This is a genomic window from Clostridium sp. DFI.1.208, assembly GCF_024463855.1.
In the GTDB taxonomy this organism is placed as follows: Bacteria; Bacillota_I; Bacilli_A; order Erysipelotrichales; family Erysipelotrichaceae; genus Clostridium_AQ.
On the sequence record NZ_JANGCA010000038.1, the window covers coordinates 26075 to 47493 of the forward strand.

The 21419-nt window shown below is 43.1% G+C and carries 18 protein-coding genes; 5 read left to right on the forward strand and 13 right to left on the reverse strand.

Features of this window, described 5'->3' with window-relative positions; all coding sequences use genetic code 11:
- Window positions 1-160 precede the first annotated feature (160 nt).
- Window positions 161-781, reverse strand: a complete 621-nt coding sequence (locus NE665_RS17010; RefSeq protein ID WP_117442986.1) for an ECF transporter S component — start codon at window positions 779-781, stop codon at window positions 161-163.
- A 249-nt stretch (window positions 782-1030) separates the two neighbouring features.
- On the opposite strand from NE665_RS17010, the gene NE665_RS17015 reads away from it, so the two are divergent.
- Entirely contained in the window at window positions 1031-1498 is a 468-nt protein-coding gene (locus NE665_RS17015; protein ID WP_117442985.1) for a GNAT family N-acetyltransferase, read from the forward strand.
- 313 nt (window positions 1499-1811) lie between these two features.
- Here the strand turns inward: NE665_RS17015 and NE665_RS17020 are convergent, their stop codons facing one another.
- Window positions 1812-2561: a hypothetical protein gene (locus NE665_RS17020; protein ID WP_117442984.1), complete on the reverse strand. Its 750-nt coding sequence runs from the start codon at window positions 2559-2561 to the stop codon at window positions 1812-1814.
- A complete protein-coding gene (locus NE665_RS17025) occupies window positions 2552-3520 on the reverse strand; it encodes a P1 family peptidase (RefSeq protein WP_117442983.1) in 969 nt (322 codons plus the stop codon). The genes NE665_RS17020 and NE665_RS17025 overlap by 10 nt, the downstream gene beginning before the upstream one ends.
- A gap of 377 nt (window positions 3521-3897) precedes the next feature.
- On the opposite strand from NE665_RS17025, the gene NE665_RS17030 reads away from it, so the two are divergent.
- Window positions 3898-4431 (forward strand): hypothetical protein, encoded by a 534-nt coding sequence (locus tag NE665_RS17030; RefSeq protein WP_256302582.1) that lies wholly within the window; start codon window positions 3898-3900, stop codon window positions 4429-4431.
- A gap of 442 nt (window positions 4432-4873) precedes the next feature.
- Window positions 4874-5323: a hypothetical protein gene (locus tag NE665_RS17035; protein ID WP_117442981.1), complete on the forward strand. Its 450-nt coding sequence runs from the start codon at window positions 4874-4876 to the stop codon at window positions 5321-5323.
- Between the two features lie 39 nt (window positions 5324-5362).
- Here NE665_RS17035 and NE665_RS17040 read toward each other — a convergent pair whose 3' ends face one another.
- From NE665_RS17040 to melA, 7 genes are all read right to left on the reverse strand, one after another.
- Complete coding sequence (locus NE665_RS17040; protein ID WP_233104736.1) at window positions 5363-7582, reverse strand: Ig-like domain-containing protein; 2220 nt, start codon at window positions 7580-7582, stop codon at window positions 5363-5365.
- Between the two features lie 449 nt (window positions 7583-8031).
- The gene (locus NE665_RS17045) at window positions 8032-9102 is read right to left on the reverse strand and encodes an amidohydrolase family protein (RefSeq protein WP_117442979.1); all 1071 of its coding nucleotides are present in this window, start codon (window positions 9100-9102) and stop codon (window positions 8032-8034) included.
- Entirely contained in the window at window positions 9099-10193 is a 1095-nt protein-coding gene (gene ugpC, locus NE665_RS17050) for a sn-glycerol-3-phosphate ABC transporter ATP-binding protein UgpC (RefSeq protein ID WP_117442978.1), read from the reverse strand. The genes NE665_RS17045 and ugpC overlap by 4 nt, the downstream gene beginning before the upstream one ends.
- A 12-nt stretch (window positions 10194-10205) precedes the next feature.
- Window positions 10206-11042 carry a carbohydrate ABC transporter permease gene (locus NE665_RS17055; RefSeq protein WP_117442977.1) on the reverse strand — a complete coding sequence of 279 codons (837 nt, stop codon included), beginning with the start codon at window positions 11040-11042 and terminating at the stop codon, window positions 10206-10208.
- 1 nt (window position 11043) lies between these two features.
- Window positions 11044-11919, reverse strand: coding sequence for a sugar ABC transporter permease (locus NE665_RS17060; protein WP_117442976.1), 876 nt, complete (start codon window positions 11917-11919; stop codon window positions 11044-11046).
- Window positions 11920-11975: 56 nt separating this feature from the next.
- The gene (locus NE665_RS17065) at window positions 11976-13256 is read right to left on the reverse strand and encodes an ABC transporter substrate-binding protein (RefSeq protein ID WP_117442975.1); all 1281 of its coding nucleotides are present in this window, start codon (window positions 13254-13256) and stop codon (window positions 11976-11978) included.
- Window positions 13257-13301: 45 nt separating this feature from the next.
- The gene (melA, locus tag NE665_RS17070; protein WP_117442974.1) at window positions 13302-14636 is read right to left on the reverse strand and encodes an alpha-galactosidase; all 1335 of its coding nucleotides are present in this window, start codon (window positions 14634-14636) and stop codon (window positions 13302-13304) included.
- A gap of 176 nt (window positions 14637-14812) precedes the next feature.
- On the opposite strand from melA, the gene NE665_RS17075 reads away from it, so the two are divergent.
- Complete coding sequence (locus NE665_RS17075) at window positions 14813-15823, forward strand: LacI family DNA-binding transcriptional regulator (RefSeq protein WP_117442973.1); 1011 nt, start codon at window positions 14813-14815, stop codon at window positions 15821-15823.
- On the forward strand, window positions 15820-16788 hold the full coding sequence (locus tag NE665_RS17080) for a BadF/BadG/BcrA/BcrD ATPase family protein (protein WP_117442972.1): 969 nt from the start codon (window positions 15820-15822) through the stop codon (window positions 16786-16788). Before NE665_RS17075 ends, NE665_RS17080 begins: the two co-directional genes overlap by 4 nt.
- Before the next feature lie 297 nt (window positions 16789-17085).
- Here the strand turns inward: NE665_RS17080 and nagA are convergent, their stop codons facing one another.
- From nagA to NE665_RS17095, 3 genes are all read right to left on the reverse strand, one after another.
- Window positions 17086-18210: an N-acetylglucosamine-6-phosphate deacetylase gene (nagA, locus tag NE665_RS17085; protein ID WP_117442971.1), complete on the reverse strand. Its 1125-nt coding sequence runs from the start codon at window positions 18208-18210 to the stop codon at window positions 17086-17088.
- A 61-nt stretch (window positions 18211-18271) separates the two neighbouring features.
- Window positions 18272-20356, reverse strand: coding sequence for an elongation factor G (gene fusA, locus NE665_RS17090; RefSeq protein ID WP_117442970.1), 2085 nt, complete (start codon window positions 20354-20356; stop codon window positions 18272-18274).
- A gap of 12 nt (window positions 20357-20368) precedes the next feature.
- Window positions 20369-21040 (reverse strand): ankyrin repeat domain-containing protein, encoded by a 672-nt coding sequence (locus NE665_RS17095; RefSeq protein ID WP_117442969.1) that lies wholly within the window; start codon window positions 21038-21040, stop codon window positions 20369-20371.
- Window positions 21041-21419: the final 379 nt, after the last annotated feature.

Consider the following 21419-nt stretch of genomic DNA (forward strand, 5'->3'; position numbering starts at 1 on the left):
CGCATGATAATGATATATATTCCCTGAATCCAGCTTTCATCAGCATTTTTCACGATAGCTTTCAGCTCTCGCATACTTCCCAAAAGCAGCCGCAAAAAAAGGATGGAAATCCCTACCATCGGGTACGCCATCCTTCTGAAATGTATATGGGCAGCTTTCTTTAGCTGAATTTTCTTGTTATCGGCTTTATCGCCTTGCATACCAGCAGGGTCGCAACAGCTCCCAAAATCGCCTCAGCGATTCCATTGGTTGCCACAACGCCAAGCAGAACTGCAATCAATGCTTCATACGCCACCTGAATGGCATCCGCATAGGCGCTTCCAAAGAACAGATAGATACCGCCAAGCACCAGGACGGTATTTGTAATTGCTCCGGTTAATGCTCCGGCAATGATTCCAACGGTTTCATTAACCCCCTTCTTACGAAGCTTTTCATAAATAAGCCCAGCCAGATAGCCCAGCAGAATTCTCGGTATGAAGGCAATGAGCAGACTCATCCAGTTTCCCTGAATACCTCCGAACGTTATGAAAGGGGAAAAGCAGAATGAGGTCAGTGTCGGTCGGAATGTCGCATTCAGCACACTGGTCAGTCCGAATACAAAGCCCAGCTGTGCACCTGCTTTTTTACCGAGTGCAATCCCGGCGATAATGACAGGAATGTGCATGGTCGTTGCACTGATCGGCCCAATCGGCAGATAGCCTAGGGGAGTGACTACCAGTATGATCTGGATAGCCAAAAACATGGCCATGATGGACATGTACTGCGTTTTTTTCGATTTCATATGTGTCCTCCTACTCTCGCTCTCTTATGGATGCGATGTTTATCGAAAGATGTCCTACCGTATTGTCCCATTCTTTACAGGTCCAGACAGATCCTGCCAGAATATCTTCTATATACGGATGACGCATCTATTATAATACAATTCCCATTCTCTGCCAATAACTTTGTGTAACTTTTCACATGATACCGATTACATAGACTTCTGCATTTTTCGTGTGCTATCATAGGGATATATAAAGGAGGCAAAATCATGGAAAGGAAAGCTTTTACGGTGCTCCCCCTGCGTGAACAGCCGCAGCTTCTGCAGGTGGCAGCCCAGTGGTTTCACAGCAAATGGCAGATTCCCTGTCAGGCTTATGTGGAAAGTATGCAGGCGTGTAGGACAGGTACTGCCTTCCTTCCGCAATGGTATGTGATCCTGGATGCATCAGGAACCATCATCGCCGGTGCAGGTTTGATCGCCAATGATTTTCATGAGCGTAAAGATTTGACGCCGAATGTATGCGCCCTGTATGTTGAGAAAGCGTGGCGGGGGAATGGATATGCAAGGATGCTGCTGGATTACATTCGCAGGGAGGCAGGCAGGGAAGGGCTTTCGCAGCTTTATCTCATCACTGACCACACCGTATTTTATGAGGCCTGCGGATGGGAATATGTATCCATGATCAAAGAGGACAGTGGCAATTCTATACGGATGTACACCGCCAAAGCCCTGTAGGTATAGAAAGCTTTACAGGAATTTGTTACTTGCATAAAGCTTTGAAGGCTCTTCATCTTCCTGAGATATCATAGAATTTAAGGAGGAGCATAAGGACAGAAGAAACTCAGTCTGCTGTAAAAGCCGGTTCCTTTTCAGCCTATAATTTTAAATGTATACGATACTATGTATGTTAAGGATATCTACAGGATACGTTCAATCCATTTGATTGACAAGCGGTTTCTATCAAAGTTTACATATGTGACATTCAGCTGCTAAAAAGCAAAAAAGACAATATCCGTACATATGCCAGATGCTGTCTTCTTCATTTATTTTATTCACTTAATCTCTTTTCCAGTAAGTGCAGCCTTGCATAGCCATCCAATACCTGTATCAGGCCAAGATCACGATATCCATGCTTTTCAAACCAGTTTTTCGGCCCATTGGGAAACGTGCTTTTCTCATCACAGATTACAAGTATTCTTCGATAGGCTTTACACAGCTCTTTCTCCAGACACTGCAGAGGCCAGGCTTTATAATCTGCCTCCTCACTGGAATGATATACACAGGTAAGAAAAGCGGTATGTGCATCCTTAGGAATCGGATAAGGAACCTGATTGGATGGCATCCATTCAGCGCCGCCTACGATATGCCCCTGCAGCTGATGGACAAGGCCAAATGTGGTAAGTCCGCAGGAAGCTAGAAAATCTGATTTTCGCTTTATCTGACCGCAGTCTGCACACATTGTACACCCCTGACTGGTCAATGGCAGAATATCGCTGGTAAGTGGAAGCAGACTCCCTCTTTTTTCCTCATGTGACTGTTCGATTATAAACGGCTCCTCTCTTGTGATGGTTCCGTTTCGTATTCCCTTTAGTACCGCAGCGGTAACAGGTCCATACCAATACAGCTGTTGATTGAATATTGTTAAAAAAGGATAATACAGCTGTTTTTCATATGCCAGCTTTTCCTGTCCCGTTATATCAATGCAGGTCACATCATCCATGGCAGAGCATTGAAACAGCTCCAGCATTTCCGCAATGATAGGACACTGACAGCCCCAGTGATAAAAGGTTATTTGCATACGATATCGCAATGAGCTGGAAGACCATAAGCTGCTTTCGCATGTAAAACTGCACGTTTGATCGCCTGTGCCATCATTTCCGTTGCAAGCATGCCTACAGCATCAGGCATAACCTCAACCTCGCCGCTGCTTAGTACGAATATAGAATCTCCATCACTCATCGTATGAACGGGATGAATCGCTCTGGCATAGCCGTTATGTGCAATTCCTGCAATCTTGGTGCATTGTGCCTTGTCCAGCTTTGCATTGGTCACAATACAGCCGATTGTCGTATTCCCTTCCGGCAGTTTTCGCATAGCGTCCATTTGCTGAAACAAAACATCCTGTGCCTTCAAAATAGATTTACTATGGGAATCATAAACACCTGCCAGCAGCTCATTTGTTTCATAATCCACAACATTCCCACAGGCATTCACAGCTACAATGGCAGCTACCTGCAGATCGCCAACCTGTACACCGCAGGTACCGATACCGCTTTTCATAGCATGCTCAAAGCCCAGCAGCTTTCCAACGCTGGCTCCTGTCCCAGCTCCGTGATTTCCTTCTAAAACTGTATCATTTTCTGCATCCACACATGCTGCATAGCCCATTTCCTTATCTGGCCGGACATGTGCATCACCAACTGATAAATCAAACAAGCTCGCACCGCAGACTATAGGAACCTTGGCTACCTGCATGTCAAAGCCTGCATCGTGTTCTTCCAGATACTGCATGGCACCGCTGGCAGCATCAAGACCGTAGGCACTGCCTCCACTCAGCATTACGGCATGAATCTTCTGTACCATGTTGATAGGATGCAACAGATCGGTTTCCCTGGTAGCCGGCCCGCCGCCTCTTACATCAACGCCCGCAACAGCTCCCTCTTGGCATAGGATAACGGTACAGCCAGTTCCCGCCTCCTGATCGTCTGCCTGACCAACCTGAAAGCCCTTGATATCTGTAATTTTTATTTCCTTCATGTTTGCTCACCTCTGCCATTATTGTATCATAAAGCGGTTCCTACTAAAAAGATTTTATGGGAAAGAGCTTATGAAATATACCATTCACACAGTTAAACCATGTGCGAACGCCACAGCGTATAATAACGGCGGTAAAAATAGCAACATGATTCTGCATGAAAATACTTTAAAATCTTTTGATTGCAGTTATTTACGGGATAAAAAAGCCGTCTCCTACAACATTCTGATAATTTATACGGAAAGATCCTATAGAAGATTGTATAATGGTTTGCATGCTCATTTGTCTTTTAGTTTAGAATTTTGATAAATATCAATATCAGATTATTTTCATTGATGAGTAAGCATGGACCAACAGAAATCTGATCAATCAATATCAAATGCGCAATGAGCAGGGAGAGAATGAAAGCTACTATCCGCTCATCCTTCGTACCTATATTCATATGCCGGCAATCAATGACATCGTAAAGGAGAAGGAAATGCAGAGGCTGCATGACTTTGAACAATTGGTATACCTGTTTGAAGATAATGAAAAAAATGATATACTGAAGTCAAAGGAAAGGCTGGTGAAGGTATTCATGGATAAGTACGAGGAAATGCAGAAGGATGATGAGCTGTGGTCAACCGCAATGGCCATTCAGATGGGAGAGGCACGTTACCGCTATGGCTTGGAAGACAGCTTTGAAGAGGGGATGAAAGAAGGTAAAATTGAAGGAGAGAAAATCGGTATACACAAAGGTAGAATAGAAGGAAAGATATCACTGCTGCTCCAGTTGCTGAATAGTAAATACCATGAGGATTGCTCAGTCTGGCTATTTTCTTTGAACGATGAACAGATAGAGAATGTATCCAACTTGATACTGGCATGTAATACATTGCAGGAGCTAAAGAATCAGGTTATGATTAGCCAATAAGAATACATAAATACGTAGAGAAACTGTTCTATAAGCTTACACTTATAAAACAGTTTTTCATCTGCCTGGTTCCCCAAATTTATAATAATATTGGAAATGATTGCAGCGAATGTACCTAAGTAGGGCTTTTACTTGTTTATGAAACAGATACGAATGCTGTTGCATAATGCAAATGTGCAAAGGAAACATTTTATAGTGCGATAATAACCCCTTTTTCTGTTTAATAAAGTTTTTCATATGGATTAAACATTCTATTCTGTTGGGCATTCCCTGTCTCCCTAGGAATTGCTATCACTATCTTTTCTATATCTAATTATATATGTGATTACGATCCTTGACTCTGACAGCGTGTCATAGTGTATACTTGTCATATACAGCAGCGGAATGCCTTACTGGAATCAATAACGGCAATCAGCTTTGTGATTTGAAAAGGAGAACTGTCATGAAGGAATGTGAAGAATGCTACGGCATCAATAACCGCTCAACACCTATATTGAATACCAGAGATTGTCTGGAAAATCATCTGCAATACATATGTGGAACCTGTGGCAGATGCATCTGCATAAATAAGACGGAGAAAAGCGGTCTGCAAAGATGGAATTTCCCTTTCAAAACAGTGGAAATCGCCAAGCTGTATCTGCGCAGTGCAGATGTTGCGGCAGAAACAAACTGCGGCATTTATGAAATAAAAGATAAGAAGGGAAGAATTTCTTATAAGATTTTCAATAGTCCGTCTGCAGCAGCAATATATACAAACAAACATAAGGTATGCCTCAGTAAGAAGCCTATATATCAAAGGAAAAGATTTAAACGCTATTCAAATGCTGAAATCAGACATTTAACGTCTGATGAGGTTGACACATATCTAAAGGAACAGAACGAGACAAAATAAAAACCGGCAAATGTCCCGGTTTTTATTTATAACTAGACGCTATTTTGTCAGTTGCTTTTTTTTACGCTGAATTGCAACAATTCCCATAGAAACAAGTCCAAGCAATGCAAATGCTGTAAATAAACCTGCATTTGTTGAATCTCCGGTATTCGGTGATTTTTTATCACTGGATGGTTTCTCAGGGGTTACCGGTTTTTCTGCAGCTGTTACTTTTTCATAGACTGGTTTTACCAGCAAATCCTTAGTAACCTTTGTAAAATCCGTATCCCATTTCACAAAACGATATCCTTCAACTGCCGGTGCTTCTGGAGCTGTTGCTGCTTTGTTTGCTTCAACCTTTTCAGTTTTAAGTACCACCCCGCTATTATCTACAAAAACAACAGTAAATTCTGTTTTTTCTGATGGTGTAGGTGTTTGATCTGGATTTTCTGGTTTTGGATCAGGAGTAGTACCTTTATCTTCGTTTTTCTCTTGATATACAAGTGCATATGTTGATAAACGATCTGTTGAGAAAGATAATGTTCCATCTGCATTTTCGATCGTACCTAATTTTTCAGCTTTTCCATCATGAAGACGTACAACATAGAATTCTCTACCCTCAGCCTTCAAATTCTCAGGAACTGCAATTGTAAATGTTATAGCTTTTGAAAATTCATTTATTGTTCCTAATTCATTACTTCCTGCTTTTAGCATAACGCTAAGATCCAGATATTGGGTAACAGTTGCATCTTTATCCAAAATCGCTTCTATTTTCTTTTGGTCTTCTGCTTTTACTTCCTCATTTTCCAGTGTTTTCGCTGTAATTTCAACGTTGATTTCCTCATTTGCCGCAATAGCTTCTTTTACTTTCTTTGCGGTATCCTCTGATATTTTTGTGGTTGTCTTGTTTGACATAATATCAGAGATAATTGTATTAGCTTCTTCTTTAACGGTAGCAGCAGTTGTTTTATCAGCTCCCGCCGTAACTTCCTTAACCGGAGTTTCAGGATCAATCGTCGGCACAGTTACATCCTCAACCTTTGGTTTTTCAACTGTAATTACACATGTAGCTGAGTATCCTGCAATACTTGCAGTTATCGTTGTTTTTCCAGGTGCTAATGCGGTAACTGCTCCCTGATAGTCAACAGTTGCAACCTTTTCATCACTAGAAGTCCATGCAATCTTCATTTGCTCGGATGATGTATCTGCACCATGAGCTACATCTGTCTTAATGACTTTTATATCGCCTAATTTAACTGTTAGCTCAGTTTTATTTAACGTAATTCCTTTAATACTGTCATCAAATGTATCTGTTGCACTTGTTCCAAATTTTTCAACTATACTTGCTGCGTTTCCAATCAATGAACGATGATATGTTAAAGAGATAGCGCTTGAATTCTTAGTGAATTCAATACTGCCGGATTTACCTTTTTCAAGATTGGTTATTTTTCCACCTGTGATATTAGCTTTTACACTTCCGATAGTTCCTGTTACACCCTTATCCGGTGTTTCACCGCCTAAATAGAAATTTCGAACAGTTCCATCTGTAACATTTAATTCAGCTGAATTCATGGAGCCACGATTCACAGATTGTATTACTTTATAATCCGTCCCACCATTTATATTTAATGTTGCAGTTCCTGTATATCCGTTTGAACCACCTGCTGATACATAGGCATTGCTGAAATCTCCTGCTGTAATTGTGGTTGTGGCAGTATCTGTTCTACTTATTCCTTCTCCGCCGCCAAATACTAACAGGTAATTTGAACCACCATTAATCAACACGTTTGCATTCTCTACGATACAAGGTGAATTTTTCGCATCACCGCTATACCATGTATGCTCGTCTTTTACAAGAGATGATGCACCTCCACCAACAACTTGACTTGGTATACTGCCACCGTTTATGACAACATTACTATTCACAACATGAGATGTATGAAGACCTCCACCTATTAACGCATTAATAGTACCGCTCTCCATAGTAACAGATGTATTTTGAATTACTTCTGCAGAGTTATGACTCCCTCCAAAAACATTTGCCTTTGTCGAAATTTCCATTTCTCCGCCGTCCCATGTTATCATGTTTTTGTTATTATCTATTCCCGTAATCGTAATAGGAACACCATTTGCAAAAACATATTCTACATTACCATAGGTTTCTTTGGTAGGCTTAGGCGTTGCTGCGTTAATCTGTGCTGTTGGCAAAGAGATAATACTCATCATCATTGCTATACATGTTGTAATTCCAAAAGCTTTTGTCTTTACAGACCTTTTCATATAGACCCTCCTTTTTCCATCTTCCAAACATTTAAAAACTAGAAAATCGTGTACTCTATCCCTCCCATCTCAAAACGTATACATATATGAATGGAAGAAAAATAGATAAATATTAAGGAAAAAGTGTATTTTTTTAATGAAAATAGTCTAAAAAAGCAGGTTTTTCAACCTGCTGTCCGCTATCTATTATGTTATACGTTTGAATACAACTATAGTATAGCGCTTAAAATGTCACTTTGCAACCATTCTTTTTAAAGGATATTTATATGACGCACATATGATTTTCTACAAAGCTCATATGATGCAGACGAGATAATCCTCTGTCTGTACACCAGAAAACAACATAAAAAGCTACTTTGACAATCTCTATTTTAATAAAGCTTTACTTGACAGTAATAATCCTGTACAAAAAAAGCAACAGTTGCATGAAAACCATTGCTTTTCAAGGCTTATTTATTCTGTAGCAAAAACTGCTGTTCATCCATATTCATAATACGACATGCATTCTGATAATAGACTTTTCGCAAAATTTCATCCGATAGACCGATTCCATAGATTCGCCATCTCCCCTGTCCTGGAAGCTCGCCATTTGGCTGATATGGAAAATATTCATCCATAGTTTCCAGAAACCGGTAATAAATGGAATGCTGTCCCAGATCCAGCGGACAGCAATCCGTTCCGAATACAATACGTTCTGAATACTTTTCAAAGAATGTTTTACTGGAATAGGGCACTCTCCCCAGCTCTGCTACACGCGCCGCCATATCCACATACATATTATCGTATCGGTCCAGACGCAATGCAACATGCTTCAGATTTTCCGCATAGCTGCCGAAATGTGCAATTATAAAGGTTGTTTGCGGGTGGTTCTCCACCATACGATCCTGCATATCCATAAGTTCTTCAAAGCACAACTGCCCCGATTTGCCAAACTGCCAGTCAGGATGACAGTTCAATTCCTCAAAGCGTTCATTATGACGATCAGCAGGCTTAAAAAACGCTACTGGGTCCGCAATATGAATTAAAATTGGCATGTGCAGTTCCGCTGCTGTTTGATACACAACATCCAGACGCGGATCATCTGTTCGAATATACTTGCCGTACGTATCCCTGTATTCCAGCGAAATGACCTTCCACATCTTGATACCGCGTGCTCCCTTCCGATAAGCTTCCATCAAATGATTACGCACCCATTGCTTGAAATCCGGATCATCAATTCTGGATACATCGATCCATACAAATGTAGTTATATAATTCTCAAATCCCTCTGTCTTACGAATCATGGCATCAAGCTCATTTCCCCAGACACCATCAAGATTCACGATATGTGCAACGCCAGCATCCTGCAAAGCTTCGACATAATCCGCAGTATTATACAGTGCCGCATAACCGGGGCCAGGAACCAGATTGCCCATATGTGTATGCATATCGAATACCGGAAATTTCGGTTTGCATATCGGATGCTGTGGTGTTATACATTCTGCATACGGGTCAAACTGTGATAAATAGAGATCGTTCATGAATGAATTGCCTCTTCTGTTTCCGGATCAAAGAAATTCATACGGTTCGCATCTATTGTCAGTTTCAGCATCTGATGCGGCTGCAGCTCCATACGCGCATTTACTTTGGCAACCATCGACGTATTACCAATCGTCCCATGCAGTATATATTCATTTCCCAGCAGTTCCTTTACATCCAACTGATAGTCTATGACAGATTTTGGATAGGTCTGTGCTACGATTTCCTCCATGTAGATGTTTTCCGGACGGATTCCCATGATAATTCTTTTATTCTCATAGGTCTTCAGGCTCTCCTTCGCAAGATCATTTACTTCAATTGAATGTGCATCAAAGCAGAACATACCTTCCTTATACGTTCCCTCGATGAAATTCATAGCTGGACTTCCTAAAAAGCCTGCCACAAACATATTAGCCGGATGCTCGTAAATTTCCTTCGGTGCTCCGATTTGCTGGATATATCCATCCTTCATAACAACAATGCGGCTCGCCATCGTCATAGCTTCTGTCTGATCATGAGTAACATAAATTGTCGTCGCTCCGATGCGTTCATGCAGCTTTATGATTTCAGAACGCATCTGCACGCGCAGCTTGGCATCCAGATTAGATAACGGCTCATCCATTAAAAACACCTTGGCATTGCGGACAATTGCCCTCCCCAGAGCAACCCTTTGCCGCTGTCCGCCGGATAGTGCTTTTGGCTTGCGTTTCAGATATGGTTCGATTTCCAAAATTCGCGCTGCTTCGTGAATACGCTTATCTATTTCATCCTTTGGCACCTTTTTGATTTTCATACCGAATGCCATATTATCATAGACACTCATGTGCGGATATAACGCATAGGATTGAAATACCATGGCGATATCACGATCCTTACTTGGCACATCATTTTCCAGTACATCATCAATAAACAGACTGCCGCTGGATATTTCCTCGAGACCGGCAATCATGCGAAGCGTCGTGGATTTGCCGCAGCCAGACGGACCTACAAAAACAATGAATTCCTTATCCTTGATTTCCAGATTGAAATCAAAAACAGCCTGTACCTTATTATCATATATCTTATTTATATTCTCTAACCTTAAATTTGCCATATCTGCTCTCCTTTATTTCATACCTGTCATCGCGATACCCTTGATGAAATGCTTCTGGAAAATCATGAAAACGACGGTAACCGGCACCATAATCAATGCAGAAGCAGCCATTGTTGCGGAAAGGTCAGCCATATGCTGCGATGCGAAGAAGGACAAAGCCAATGGTAACGTCATTTTCTTAACCTCATTCAGCATAATCAGTGGATTCAGATAATCATTCCAGTAATTCAGGAAGGTGAAGATAGCCAATGCACCAAGTGCTGGTCGTATCTGAGGAATAATGATTTTCCAGAAAATCGTGAAGTCTCCTGCCCCGTCCAGCTTAGCACTTTCGATAAGCTCTCTTGGAATCTCATCACAAAACTGCTTGCATAGATATATACCGAAGGCGTTTACGAAGGAGGGTAGAATCAAAGCGCCTGCACTGTTATACAATCCAAGTGAATTGATCAAAAGGAATGAAGGAATCATAGTTGTCTGTGCGGGAACCATCATACTGGCAAGCAGGATGGCAAACAATAGCTTTTTGCGTTTGAATTGAAATTTTGAGAACACATAGCCTACCAGGGCGCTGGTGAACAGAATAATGACGGTATTTGTCACCGTAATAAATGCACTGTTTTTAAACCAGGTGAAGAACGGGGATTGTGTCAATACCTTTTCATATCCGCTGAGTGTTGGCTCCAGCGGCAGAAGATGTCTTGGATTAACCAGAATCTCCTGTGTGCTTTTGAAAGAATTGGACAGCATCCAGAAATACGGCATGATGAAGAAAATTGCAAGGATTGCAAGGCCGATAAAGATACCATAGCGGACAGCCTTTTGTTTCGTCATTTTATGTTTTTTCATATCAATACTCCCATTCTACCTTATTAGCACGCTGCTGGATGAGGGAAACAACCATAATAATCATGAACAACGCCAGAGAAATTGCCGAAGCATATCCCATGTCCTTAGTTTCAAAGGCTGTCTTATAAATATAGCTGGTCAAAACCAGTCCTGAATTCTGCGGGCCGTTACGTACTGCCATGACAGCAAACTGCGCAAATGCCTGAAAGTGAGAAATCAGTGTCATGATGGTCACAAATGTAAAGGTTCGTTTCAGCAGCGGCAATGTGATATGACGGAATTTCTGCCAGCCGCTGGCACCATCCAAATCGGCTGCTTCATAGAATTCACCGGGAATTCCATCGATACCTGCCGTAAAGAGGATGATGTTGTAGCCGATATCTGCCCATATAGAGAATACAATGATGGACCACATAAGCACATCAGGGTTTCCAAGCCAATTCACCTCTGCTAAACCAAGGGTACGCAATGCCATATTGGCCAGTCCGTTTGTGGTAGGTAAAATACTCTTTGCCCAAACTACACTGGAGGCGACCAGGGGGGCAACACATGGCAGGAAGAAAATCATACGGAAGAGACTTCGGGTCTTGTTAGATTTAAACATACTGATCAGCTGTGCGATCCCCAAGGATATCACGATATTCAGTGCAACGGTAATCACAACGAAGAACAATGTGTTTTTCGTTGCTTTCCAGAATACTGGATCCTGTACAAGACGGACAAAGTTATCTAAACCTACGAAATGGTTATTGGATCGTAAAGGATTATAATCAAAGAATGATATCGCAAGACCTCCGATAATGGGACCAATCATAAAAATCATAAGATGGAGAAAGATTGGAATCAGGACGATGAGAACGAATTTTTTGTTTTTCAATGGGTTCACCTTCTTTTAGATTAGGGAAGAGCGATGTCCTCTTCCCTATACTGGCATTATTTTTTTATAATACCGTTTAATTCCTTCTCCATAGTAATTAGTGCCTGATCAACATTTTTAATATCACCGCGTACCAGCTTTTGGAAGGTTGCATTCACCTTTTCCTTAAACTGATCTGTATTGAAATGACCAATGAATTGCGACTTGTCAAGAATTTTTACAAGTGGTTCGGCATACGGCATCTGTTTGATAAATTCCGGATTGGATGCGACAGATTTTTTCGGAGGAATTTGAGAGCATGCGATATTATGTTTCATCAGCACATCATCCTGGAAGAAATATTCAAGAAATTTGAATGCTGCTTCCTGTTGCTTGCTGTTTCCATTAACCGCCATAGACCATCCAGTTTCTGCGGCAAATGCCGGCTTATCACCAAACCATGGCATAGATACATAATCAAAATCTTTTCCATATTCCAGGCCGAAGGAGGTGATGCCCTCCGCAATTGTCCACGGACCGCGCGGAACCATAACAACATTTCCTGCATACAGCTGCTGATATCCTTCCATATCACCGCCGCCATCAAGACCTTCCATCGTTGTTACACCATCGACCTTCACCATATCATACAACTCCTGCAGTGCTGCCTTTGCCTGTGGTGTCTGCAAATTGAAACTACCGTCCTCGTTTTGATAGGTGCCTCCGGTGGACAGAATCATGGACAGGAACATATATGGAACAGAATCCCAATTCACAAAATCAAAGCCCTTGATTGTAATGGTGTCCCCATCCTTTTTCGTAGCTTTTTTCGCTGTTTCTCTTAATTCCTTCCAGGTGGTAGGAGTCTTTAAATTATTTTCACTCATCAGCTTCTTATTGACAAGCATAGCACCATTTTCAATATTGAATTCCATTGGCAGACCATACAGCTTGCCTTCATATTCCAAAGCGCCAATCGTAGATGGGTACACATCGTCATGAATGGTCTTTGACAGATTTTCCGGTATCTCAGCAAGCGCTCCGGTACTGGCGAAATCCAGACCCCAGCCGCCCCATAGCTCGTAGATATCCGCTCCGCCTTCCTTGGAAATCAAGGATGTTTGGACCTTGGATTCAAATTGGTCATATGGGAAGAATTCGAAATTGATATGAATATCCGGATTCTTTTCCTCAAATTCTCTGGCAATTTCCTGATAAGAAGCTGCCCATGGTTCATTCTGGTGTCCCCAGAAGGTCAATTCCACCTTATCCCCATCAGATCCCCCGGAAGATGAACTACAGCCGAACATCGTTGCACTTAACAGCGCTGATAATCCACAGCAAACTAATTTTTTCATCGATTTTCTCCTCGCTTTGCTTTAATGTTTTGATTTACTCCCGTCTTAATCCTTTAAATCCAGTGTTTTGAAATACGTCAGATAGTCTTTGTTTTTATGCAGCATTTCCTGTACCATATCGTGAATTTCCTGCATACTCAGTACACTTGCCGTCAATGGATCAAAGAGTATCGCCTCAAAGATCAGCTGTGGATCGCCGTTTAGCGCTCCTTGTACAGCAAGCTCCTCGATGCGAGCAGAATGATCCACCATCAGAGCCAGATGATCCGGCAGCGTAATCTGCTGAATGGAATGAATCCCCTTGCTGGTCGCAACAACCGGAACCTCCACACAGGCATTTTCCATAACGTTTCGAATATAGCCTTTGTTTCGCAAATTGCCGTTGAAGAAATACGGTGTATGATCTCCGAAGATGGCATTGAAGATATTGGATGCATATTCCTCTCCCCGTTTCAAATCAATGTCTCCTTGATTCACCCAATCACGGTACTCCTGTTCCCAGGTATCCTCACGTTCCAGATATTCATCCAAAATATAGGCATATGCTCCCGGATTCCATCCGGTTCCATGCATACAGTAGGTTTCAATCAGATCCTTGCGTTTGCGGAACCAAGGATTATATTCGGAATTGTGCCCACTGGATTCGGTTGGAAAATACCCCAGATGCCGGTACATTTCGATTCGAACCATTTCCTCATTGGCAACCTCTTCTCGCTGAATAGCATTCTGAATCAGCGGATAGGCATCTTTCCCCTTCCATTCGTAATTTAGATAGAAGGCCTGATGATTGATACCGGCACAGGTATAGGAAATCTCCTTTGGATCGGCTCCAATCCAGTTTGCCAGCATTTCTGCTGTTCCCTGTACACTGTGGCACAAGCCAGTGACATTAACATCTGTCTGCGTTTGCAGATAGCTGACCAGCATTGCCATAGGGTTTGTATAATTCAATACAATGGCATTCGGACAAAGCACCTCCACATCATGAATGATATCCAGCAGAACCGGTGCCGTACGCAAAAACCGAAAGATGCCAGATGGCCCGCGTGTATCTCCAACACAGATATCGACTCCATATTTCTTTGGAATTTCGATATCATGCCGCCAGACTTCAACACCTCCCTGCAAAATAGTAATTAATACACCGTCAGCATCCTTTAAAGCCTCTTTGCGATCAGTTGTCGCATGAACGACTGCAGGATACCTTCCTGCCTCCACAATGCGCATAACACCATCCTTGGCATATTTCAGACGTGTTTCGTTGATATCCATCAGCATGATTTCACAGTCTCTGAAAGCATCAAATGTCAGGATATCCCTTACCAGTCCTCTGGTAAAGTCAAGAGAACCGGCTCCAATAAATGCAAATTTCCTTTTCATAATCAGTTTCCTTTCTTTGTTTACTAAACATTTGTTTATTGTTTAGTTGATCACAACCCCAGTATACCGCAACATTTTCTATTTGTAAAGGCTTACAGGTTATATTTTTACTAAATTGTTTGCTTTTTTTCTAAATTTGTTCTATAATGTTTAGTAAACAGAGAGGAGATGGTTATATGTCAACACTTCGCGATGTCGCTAAGTTGGCTGGTGTATCCCTTGCCACTGCATCCCGTATCCTATCCAACGATGAATCCTTCAAAGCGACAGAGGCTACACGAAAAAAAATTGAAGATGCTGTCCGTGAACTGAACTACACCTTCAAAAGCAAAGCCAAGACCAGTAAATACAATATCGGCTGTATCATGGCAGTTACTTCAGAGAAATACGGTGATCCCTTTTTCAATTCTATTTTAGCATCCGCGGAGGAGGAAAGCACGAAATATGGGATGGCAATTTCTTCCATAAAAAATTACAATGAATTAAAAGATCCCGCTATTTTATCGGAAATGTGCAGACAGAATCTGGATGGACTGCTTTTAATGGAGGATTTGCCAAAGGATACCTTCGCAGCTTTAACAACATCCATTCCTTACATCGTAGGAATCGATCCATATTGCTGCGACTATAACAACGTCGGATTTGATCATATTGAGGCAACCTTCCAGGTGATGGATCATTTTCTAGCCTGCGGATGTCGCAGAATTGCCTATATCGGTGGCGGAGCGCCAAATACCAGCTTTTTAGATAGCAAGCGGATGATCGCATATCGTGAATCTCTGCGTAAAGCAGGAATTCCCTATGATCCCTCAATCGTAATTGATTGCGATTGGGATATTGAAAAATGTGTGCAGGAAACCGAACAGCTGATGCTGCAGGTGAATCGCCCAGACGCTATTTTTGCGGGAAGCGATACACTCGCATCCGTCATCCTTGGAAAGCTGTATGAAATGGATATTCGCTGTCCAAGAGATATTTCCATCATCGGTTTCAACAATCTTTCCACCACTGCACATATGATTCCACCGTTATCCACAGTGGATGTACCAACACACGAAATCGGAAAACGTTCGGTTCAGCGGCTGTATCAGCTGATTCACGAGCATGATGAGACGATACTCAATATCCTGTTACCAACAAAATTCATCGAACGAAACTCTACAGCACGAAAGGATATGAAAGAATGAACTATTATCTGGGAATAGACGGGGGAGGAACCAAGACAAAATTCATCATCTGTGATGCATTTGGCAGAGTACAGGCGCAAAGCATACAGCCCACCTGTCATTATCTGCAATGTGGATTGGATGGTGTCACCAAAGTTATGCAGGACGGCCTGTGTGACTGCCTGAGCAGCAGTACGATTAAGGTGGAACAAATCGCCGCTGCGTTTATCGCCTGTGCAGGATATCGGGATATAGAAAAGGACAGCCCCGCCATTGAAAAGGCTGTCAAAAAAGCTTATCCACAAATACCGCATATGCTAGGCAACGATATGGAAAACGCGCTGGCAGGATCCCTGGCTGGAGCTGCAGGAATCAATGTAATCGCAGGTACCGGTTCCATAGGACTTGGAAAAAATGAACAGGGGCAGCTGTGCAGAAGCGCAGGATGGCACCATATCTTCGGCGGTGATGAAGGCAGTGCCTACTGGATTGCCTGTCGGCTGATTCAGCATTTCACTAAACAAAGCGATGGCAGAGAACCAAAAACTGCATTATATGAAGCTGTGAAAACGCAATATCATCTACAAGAGGACAGTGATATCCTTACTACTTGTGTTGTGAATTGGAACTTTGACAGAACCAGAGTTGCCGCGATGTCACAGACGGTGTATACACTTGCAAAGCAAAATGATCCTGTCGCAATGAAAATTTTTCAGGAAGCCGCAAGAGAGCTTGCTGATATTTATCTGGCAATTTACCGACAGCTGCCCTTCACTTCCAAAAGCATCCCTGTTTCCTATAGCGGCGGTGTCTTCAAAAGCGGAAGCTATATTCTGGAGCCGTTAAAGGAATATTTGTCCATAGAACCGTCATTAACACTGACTGCGCCCATCCTTTCTCCCGATGCAGGCAGTATCATACTCGCAATGCAGCATGACAACCACTTGATTGATGAGAAAATCATTCAAAATTTACGCACCTTATAGCTGTTTTGCATCGTTTCTTCGTATAAAAGAACGTACATTGGAAGCCTTATGCTTCAATACATGTATACAAGCTGCGATATTCACATACAGAAACGCTGATACCTCCCCTGTTAAAGTCCGGTATCAGCGTTTTTGTTCAGTTATCATAGAAGATACTCATGTGTCACTTATTGGAAATAGACGTATACCTGCAGCCACCATTCATAAAAAACGCATTATCCTAAGAAAGTGTGCAGTCTGCATATATGCTCAAATAAGCTGTTTTGCTGATGAAGAAATAAATTCTCCTGCTTTTTTCTACATAAAATATGTCCTTTGCCAGACCCTGTGTATTTGAAATGCATCATCCAGCAATATCAAATCCGCATCATAGCCAGGCTCGATGGATCCTTTTTTCCAGCCATACAGCTTTGCAGGATTGTATGCCGCCATACGCACCGCACTTTCCACACTGCAACCGGTATATCTGCAAATATTGCGCAGGGCAGTATTCATTGCCAGCGTGCTTCCAGCAATTCGACCGGTTTCTTTTACCGTAGCTTTTCCATCCTGAATGACAATGTTCTTGCCGCTAAACGGATATTCTCCATCCGCTACCGCCTTATATGGATTGGCATCACTGATGAGTATGATACGATCATCCCCAAGCGCATGATAGGTTGCCTCTACGACATCCGGATGTACATGAAACCCATCCACAATCAGCTCGCACATCAAATTGGAAAGCAATGCACCTGTCACCACACCAGGATTACGGTGCTCATGCTGACTCATCGCATTATACAGATGCGTAATGCCCTTAGCACCATTACTTTGGGCCTGTTTCACCTGCTGTGCATTCGCCATACTGTGCCCGATATTCATGACAATGCCCTGCCTTGTCCCCTCCTTGATCATTCTTTGCGCATCAGGCAGCTCCGGTGCGATTGTCATTGAGGAAATATGTCCAGAGGCACTCAGAAACTGTCGGAATTCTTCACAATCCGGCAATCGCAGGAATTCTTCCTTCATAACAGCCTTCTGTTTCGGATTCAGATACGGCCCCTCCAGATGAATACCGAGAAAGGAATCCTTTACCAATGGATCCAGCAGCCGCAGCCGTTCCATCGTTGTTGCATGATTCTCCACAACCAGACTGGCCAGAAATCCGGTAACTCCCTCCGCATGCTCCAAAGCGATGATTTCCTCCATTGCCTGTGCAGGACACGTATTAAAATCGAAGCCGCCGATTCCATGCGTATGTGTATCCAGCAGCCCCGGTGCCAGATACAATCCCTCTGCATCGATAACCTGCTCGGCATGCGGAAGCTCACATTCCGAAGCGATATCCAAAATCGTGCCATCTTCGATCAGAACGGCTTCCTCCTTCACACACCGCTGTGCATGCACAAGCACCCGGGCATTTCTTATCATTGTCTTCATTTATGCTTTACCTTCTTTCATAAAGAACACGGGAATCTGCCATGCAGATCCCCGTCTCTGTTTATTCTTCCGCTTCCTTTTTATGCTGGGCAATGATGCCGTCCGCAATATTGGATGGTACCGGCTCATAACGATCAAAGCTCTGTGTATATACTCCACGTCCCTGTGTCATTGCACGAAGCTCGATTGGATATTTCTGAACCTCAGCCAGCGGTACCTGTGCTGTGATTTCCTGATAGCCGTCAACCATATCCATGCCCATGATTGCTCCACGGCGCTTATTGAAATCCCCGATAATCGTTCCGGTGAATTCATCCGGCACCTTAACGGTAACATTTACGATCGGTTCCAGCAGAATCGGCTTCGCTTCCGGAATACCTGCCTTGTAGGAAAGACGGGCAGCCAGCTTAAATGCCATCTCACTGGAATCGACATCATGATATTTTCCATCCAGCAGGGTTGCCTTGATATTGACTACCTTGTAGCCTGCCAATAAACCATGCTGCATACATTCACGAAGTCCTGTTTCCACTGCCGGGAAATACTGACGCGGCACTGCGCCTCCGAACACCTTTTCCTCAAATACCATTTCTTCTTCATCCGGATTCGGTGCAAACTCCACGAATACATGACCGAACTGTCCATGACCACCGGACTGTTTTTTATGTCTACCTTCACCTACCGCCGTTTTCCGAATCGTCTCGTGATATGGTACCTTCGGTGTCTCCAGACGTACCTCTACTTTATACTTGTTCTTCAGCTTATTCAATACAACATCAATATGCTGATCACCGATTCCATATAGAATCGTCTGCTTGGTTTCCTTGTTGTTTTCCAAACGCAGCGTAGGATCCTCTTCAACCATTCGTGCAAGGGCACTACTCATCTTATCCTCGTCATTTTTGGAATTCGGGAAGACAGCCATACCGAGCATCGGCTCTGAGAATTGGATAGGATCTACCAGATAATGCTTCCCCTTTTCACACAGGGTATCATTGGTCTGTGTAGCCTGCAGCTTGACAACAGCACCAATGTCACCGGTGAACAGCTTTCCAACTGCCGTCTGGTGTTTTCCCTTAACGATAAAGATGGTTGAAATTTTTTCCACCTGATCCTTGGTCGCATTATATACAACGGAATCACTGCTCATGACGCCGGTCAACACCTTGATATAGGAGATACGTCCGACAAACGGATCGACAACCGTCTTGAAAACCTGTGCACACAGCGTTTCCTTCTCATTTGTTTCCAGCATGACCGGTTCCTTGGTTTCGGAATCACTGACCATGATACTGCCTGCTTCTCCATATGTCGGGAAGTATTTCACAATCAGATCCATCAAACGCTCTGTTCCGACACTGTGCGTAGCACTTCCGCTGTATACCGGACGAATTTCTCCATTCCGTACACCCAGACGTACGCCTCTTGTCAGCTCTGCCTCACTGAATTCTTCTCCGCTGAAATATTTTTCCATCAGCTCATCATCACTCATGGCGATGGCCTCTGCAATCTGATTCTTATATTCGGCAACGATATCCGTCATATCCTCCGGAACCGGCTGCGCCTTGTTTGGATCCGCCAGCGGTCCTTCAAAATACCATGCCTTGTCACGCAGAATGTTTACGGAGCCGATGGTCTTTCCATTTTCCATGATTGGTACTTCAAACGGGATAACGCTCTTACCGAAGGTTTCCCGCAGAACAGAATATGCCTGATCAAAGGATGCATTTTCTTCATCCAGCTTATTCACAAAAAAGATTGTCGGAATGGCGCGCTTCTGTGCTGCCTCCCATGCCTTGATTGTCCCCGGCTGAACAGCATCCTTAGCATCTACAACAATCAGGGCACTGTCTCCAACCGCGATTCCCGCTTCCGCACCGCGAATAAAATCCGCATAGCCCGGTGTATCGATAAAGTTGATTTTGCAGTCTTTCCACTCGATCGGCACCAGCGATGCATACACGGATATACCGCGTCGTATTTCCTCCGGATCATAATCGATCAGTGAGCTTCCCTCACTGGTAACACCAAAACGATCACTCGCTTTGGTAAAATACAGCATGCTTTCCATAACTGCGGTTTTACCGACACCGCTGTGTCCCAGTACGACAACATTTCGTACCTCATGGCTCAGATAGTCTCTCATACAGGCTACCTCCTACTTCAGAATCGGCTTCAGCTGAGCCAGACAGTCTTCCCGCACATAGTGGATTGCTTTGTGACCTTCCTTGTCGATCAGATCCTTATCTGCACCGTTTGCCAGCAAATCCTCCACAAGTCCCACATATCCACCATACGCTGCACGCATCAATGCCGTACAGCCATTGTTATCACAGAGATTCACATCCGCATTGCGTTCTATCAGCATACGGATAACATCCTTTTTAAATGCTACACAGGCCTCCATTAGCGCACTTCTGCCAACCTCATCCTGCGCATTGATTTCAGCACCGGCATCCAGCAGCACCTCAACACAGCGATCATGTCCCAGAAAAGCTGCACGCATCAGCGCTGTTCTGCCGCGATCATCTGACCTATTCACATCCGCACCGGCTTCAATCAGCTTCTTGCAGATGGTTTTATTTCCTTTTTTCGCTGCCCCCATAATGGCAGTCTTTCCTTTATTATCTTCCAGATTTACCTCTGCACCATTATCCAGCAGCACTCGTACGATATCCTTGTAATCACGCTTGGCAGCACGCATCAGACCCGTTCTTCCATCACCGTTCTGATAGTTGATGTCAGCACCCTTCTTGATTTCCGCACATACCGTTGCAAAATCACCGTTTGCACATGCATCCCAGAATGCTTTGTTGAATTTCTGATCCATTTTAATTCCTCCTTTAGTTTATACTGAATCATCTGAATAAAAAAACGGACGCAAAGCAATCGCACTTTACATCCATTCTAAGGCCGCGAAGAAACTACGTACATCTTCATCAGGTACGTCAGGGAATGCTCTGTCTGTGTCAGGTTTTTTCATGATTCTGTTTGCTGTCACAAAACACACGCCCCTTTCTTTCATCACTTCTAGTATAGTTATATTGTATCTTATTTTATGATTTTTGCAAGCGATTTCATGTATATTTTACCGTTTTTTTCGTTTCGTGAAAAATGAAAAATTTTCATAGATTTTTCCATTCCCGCCTGTCGAAAAGCAAAGCCCATTGACAGCAGAGACGTGCAGTTGTAAAATATGTAAATCACAT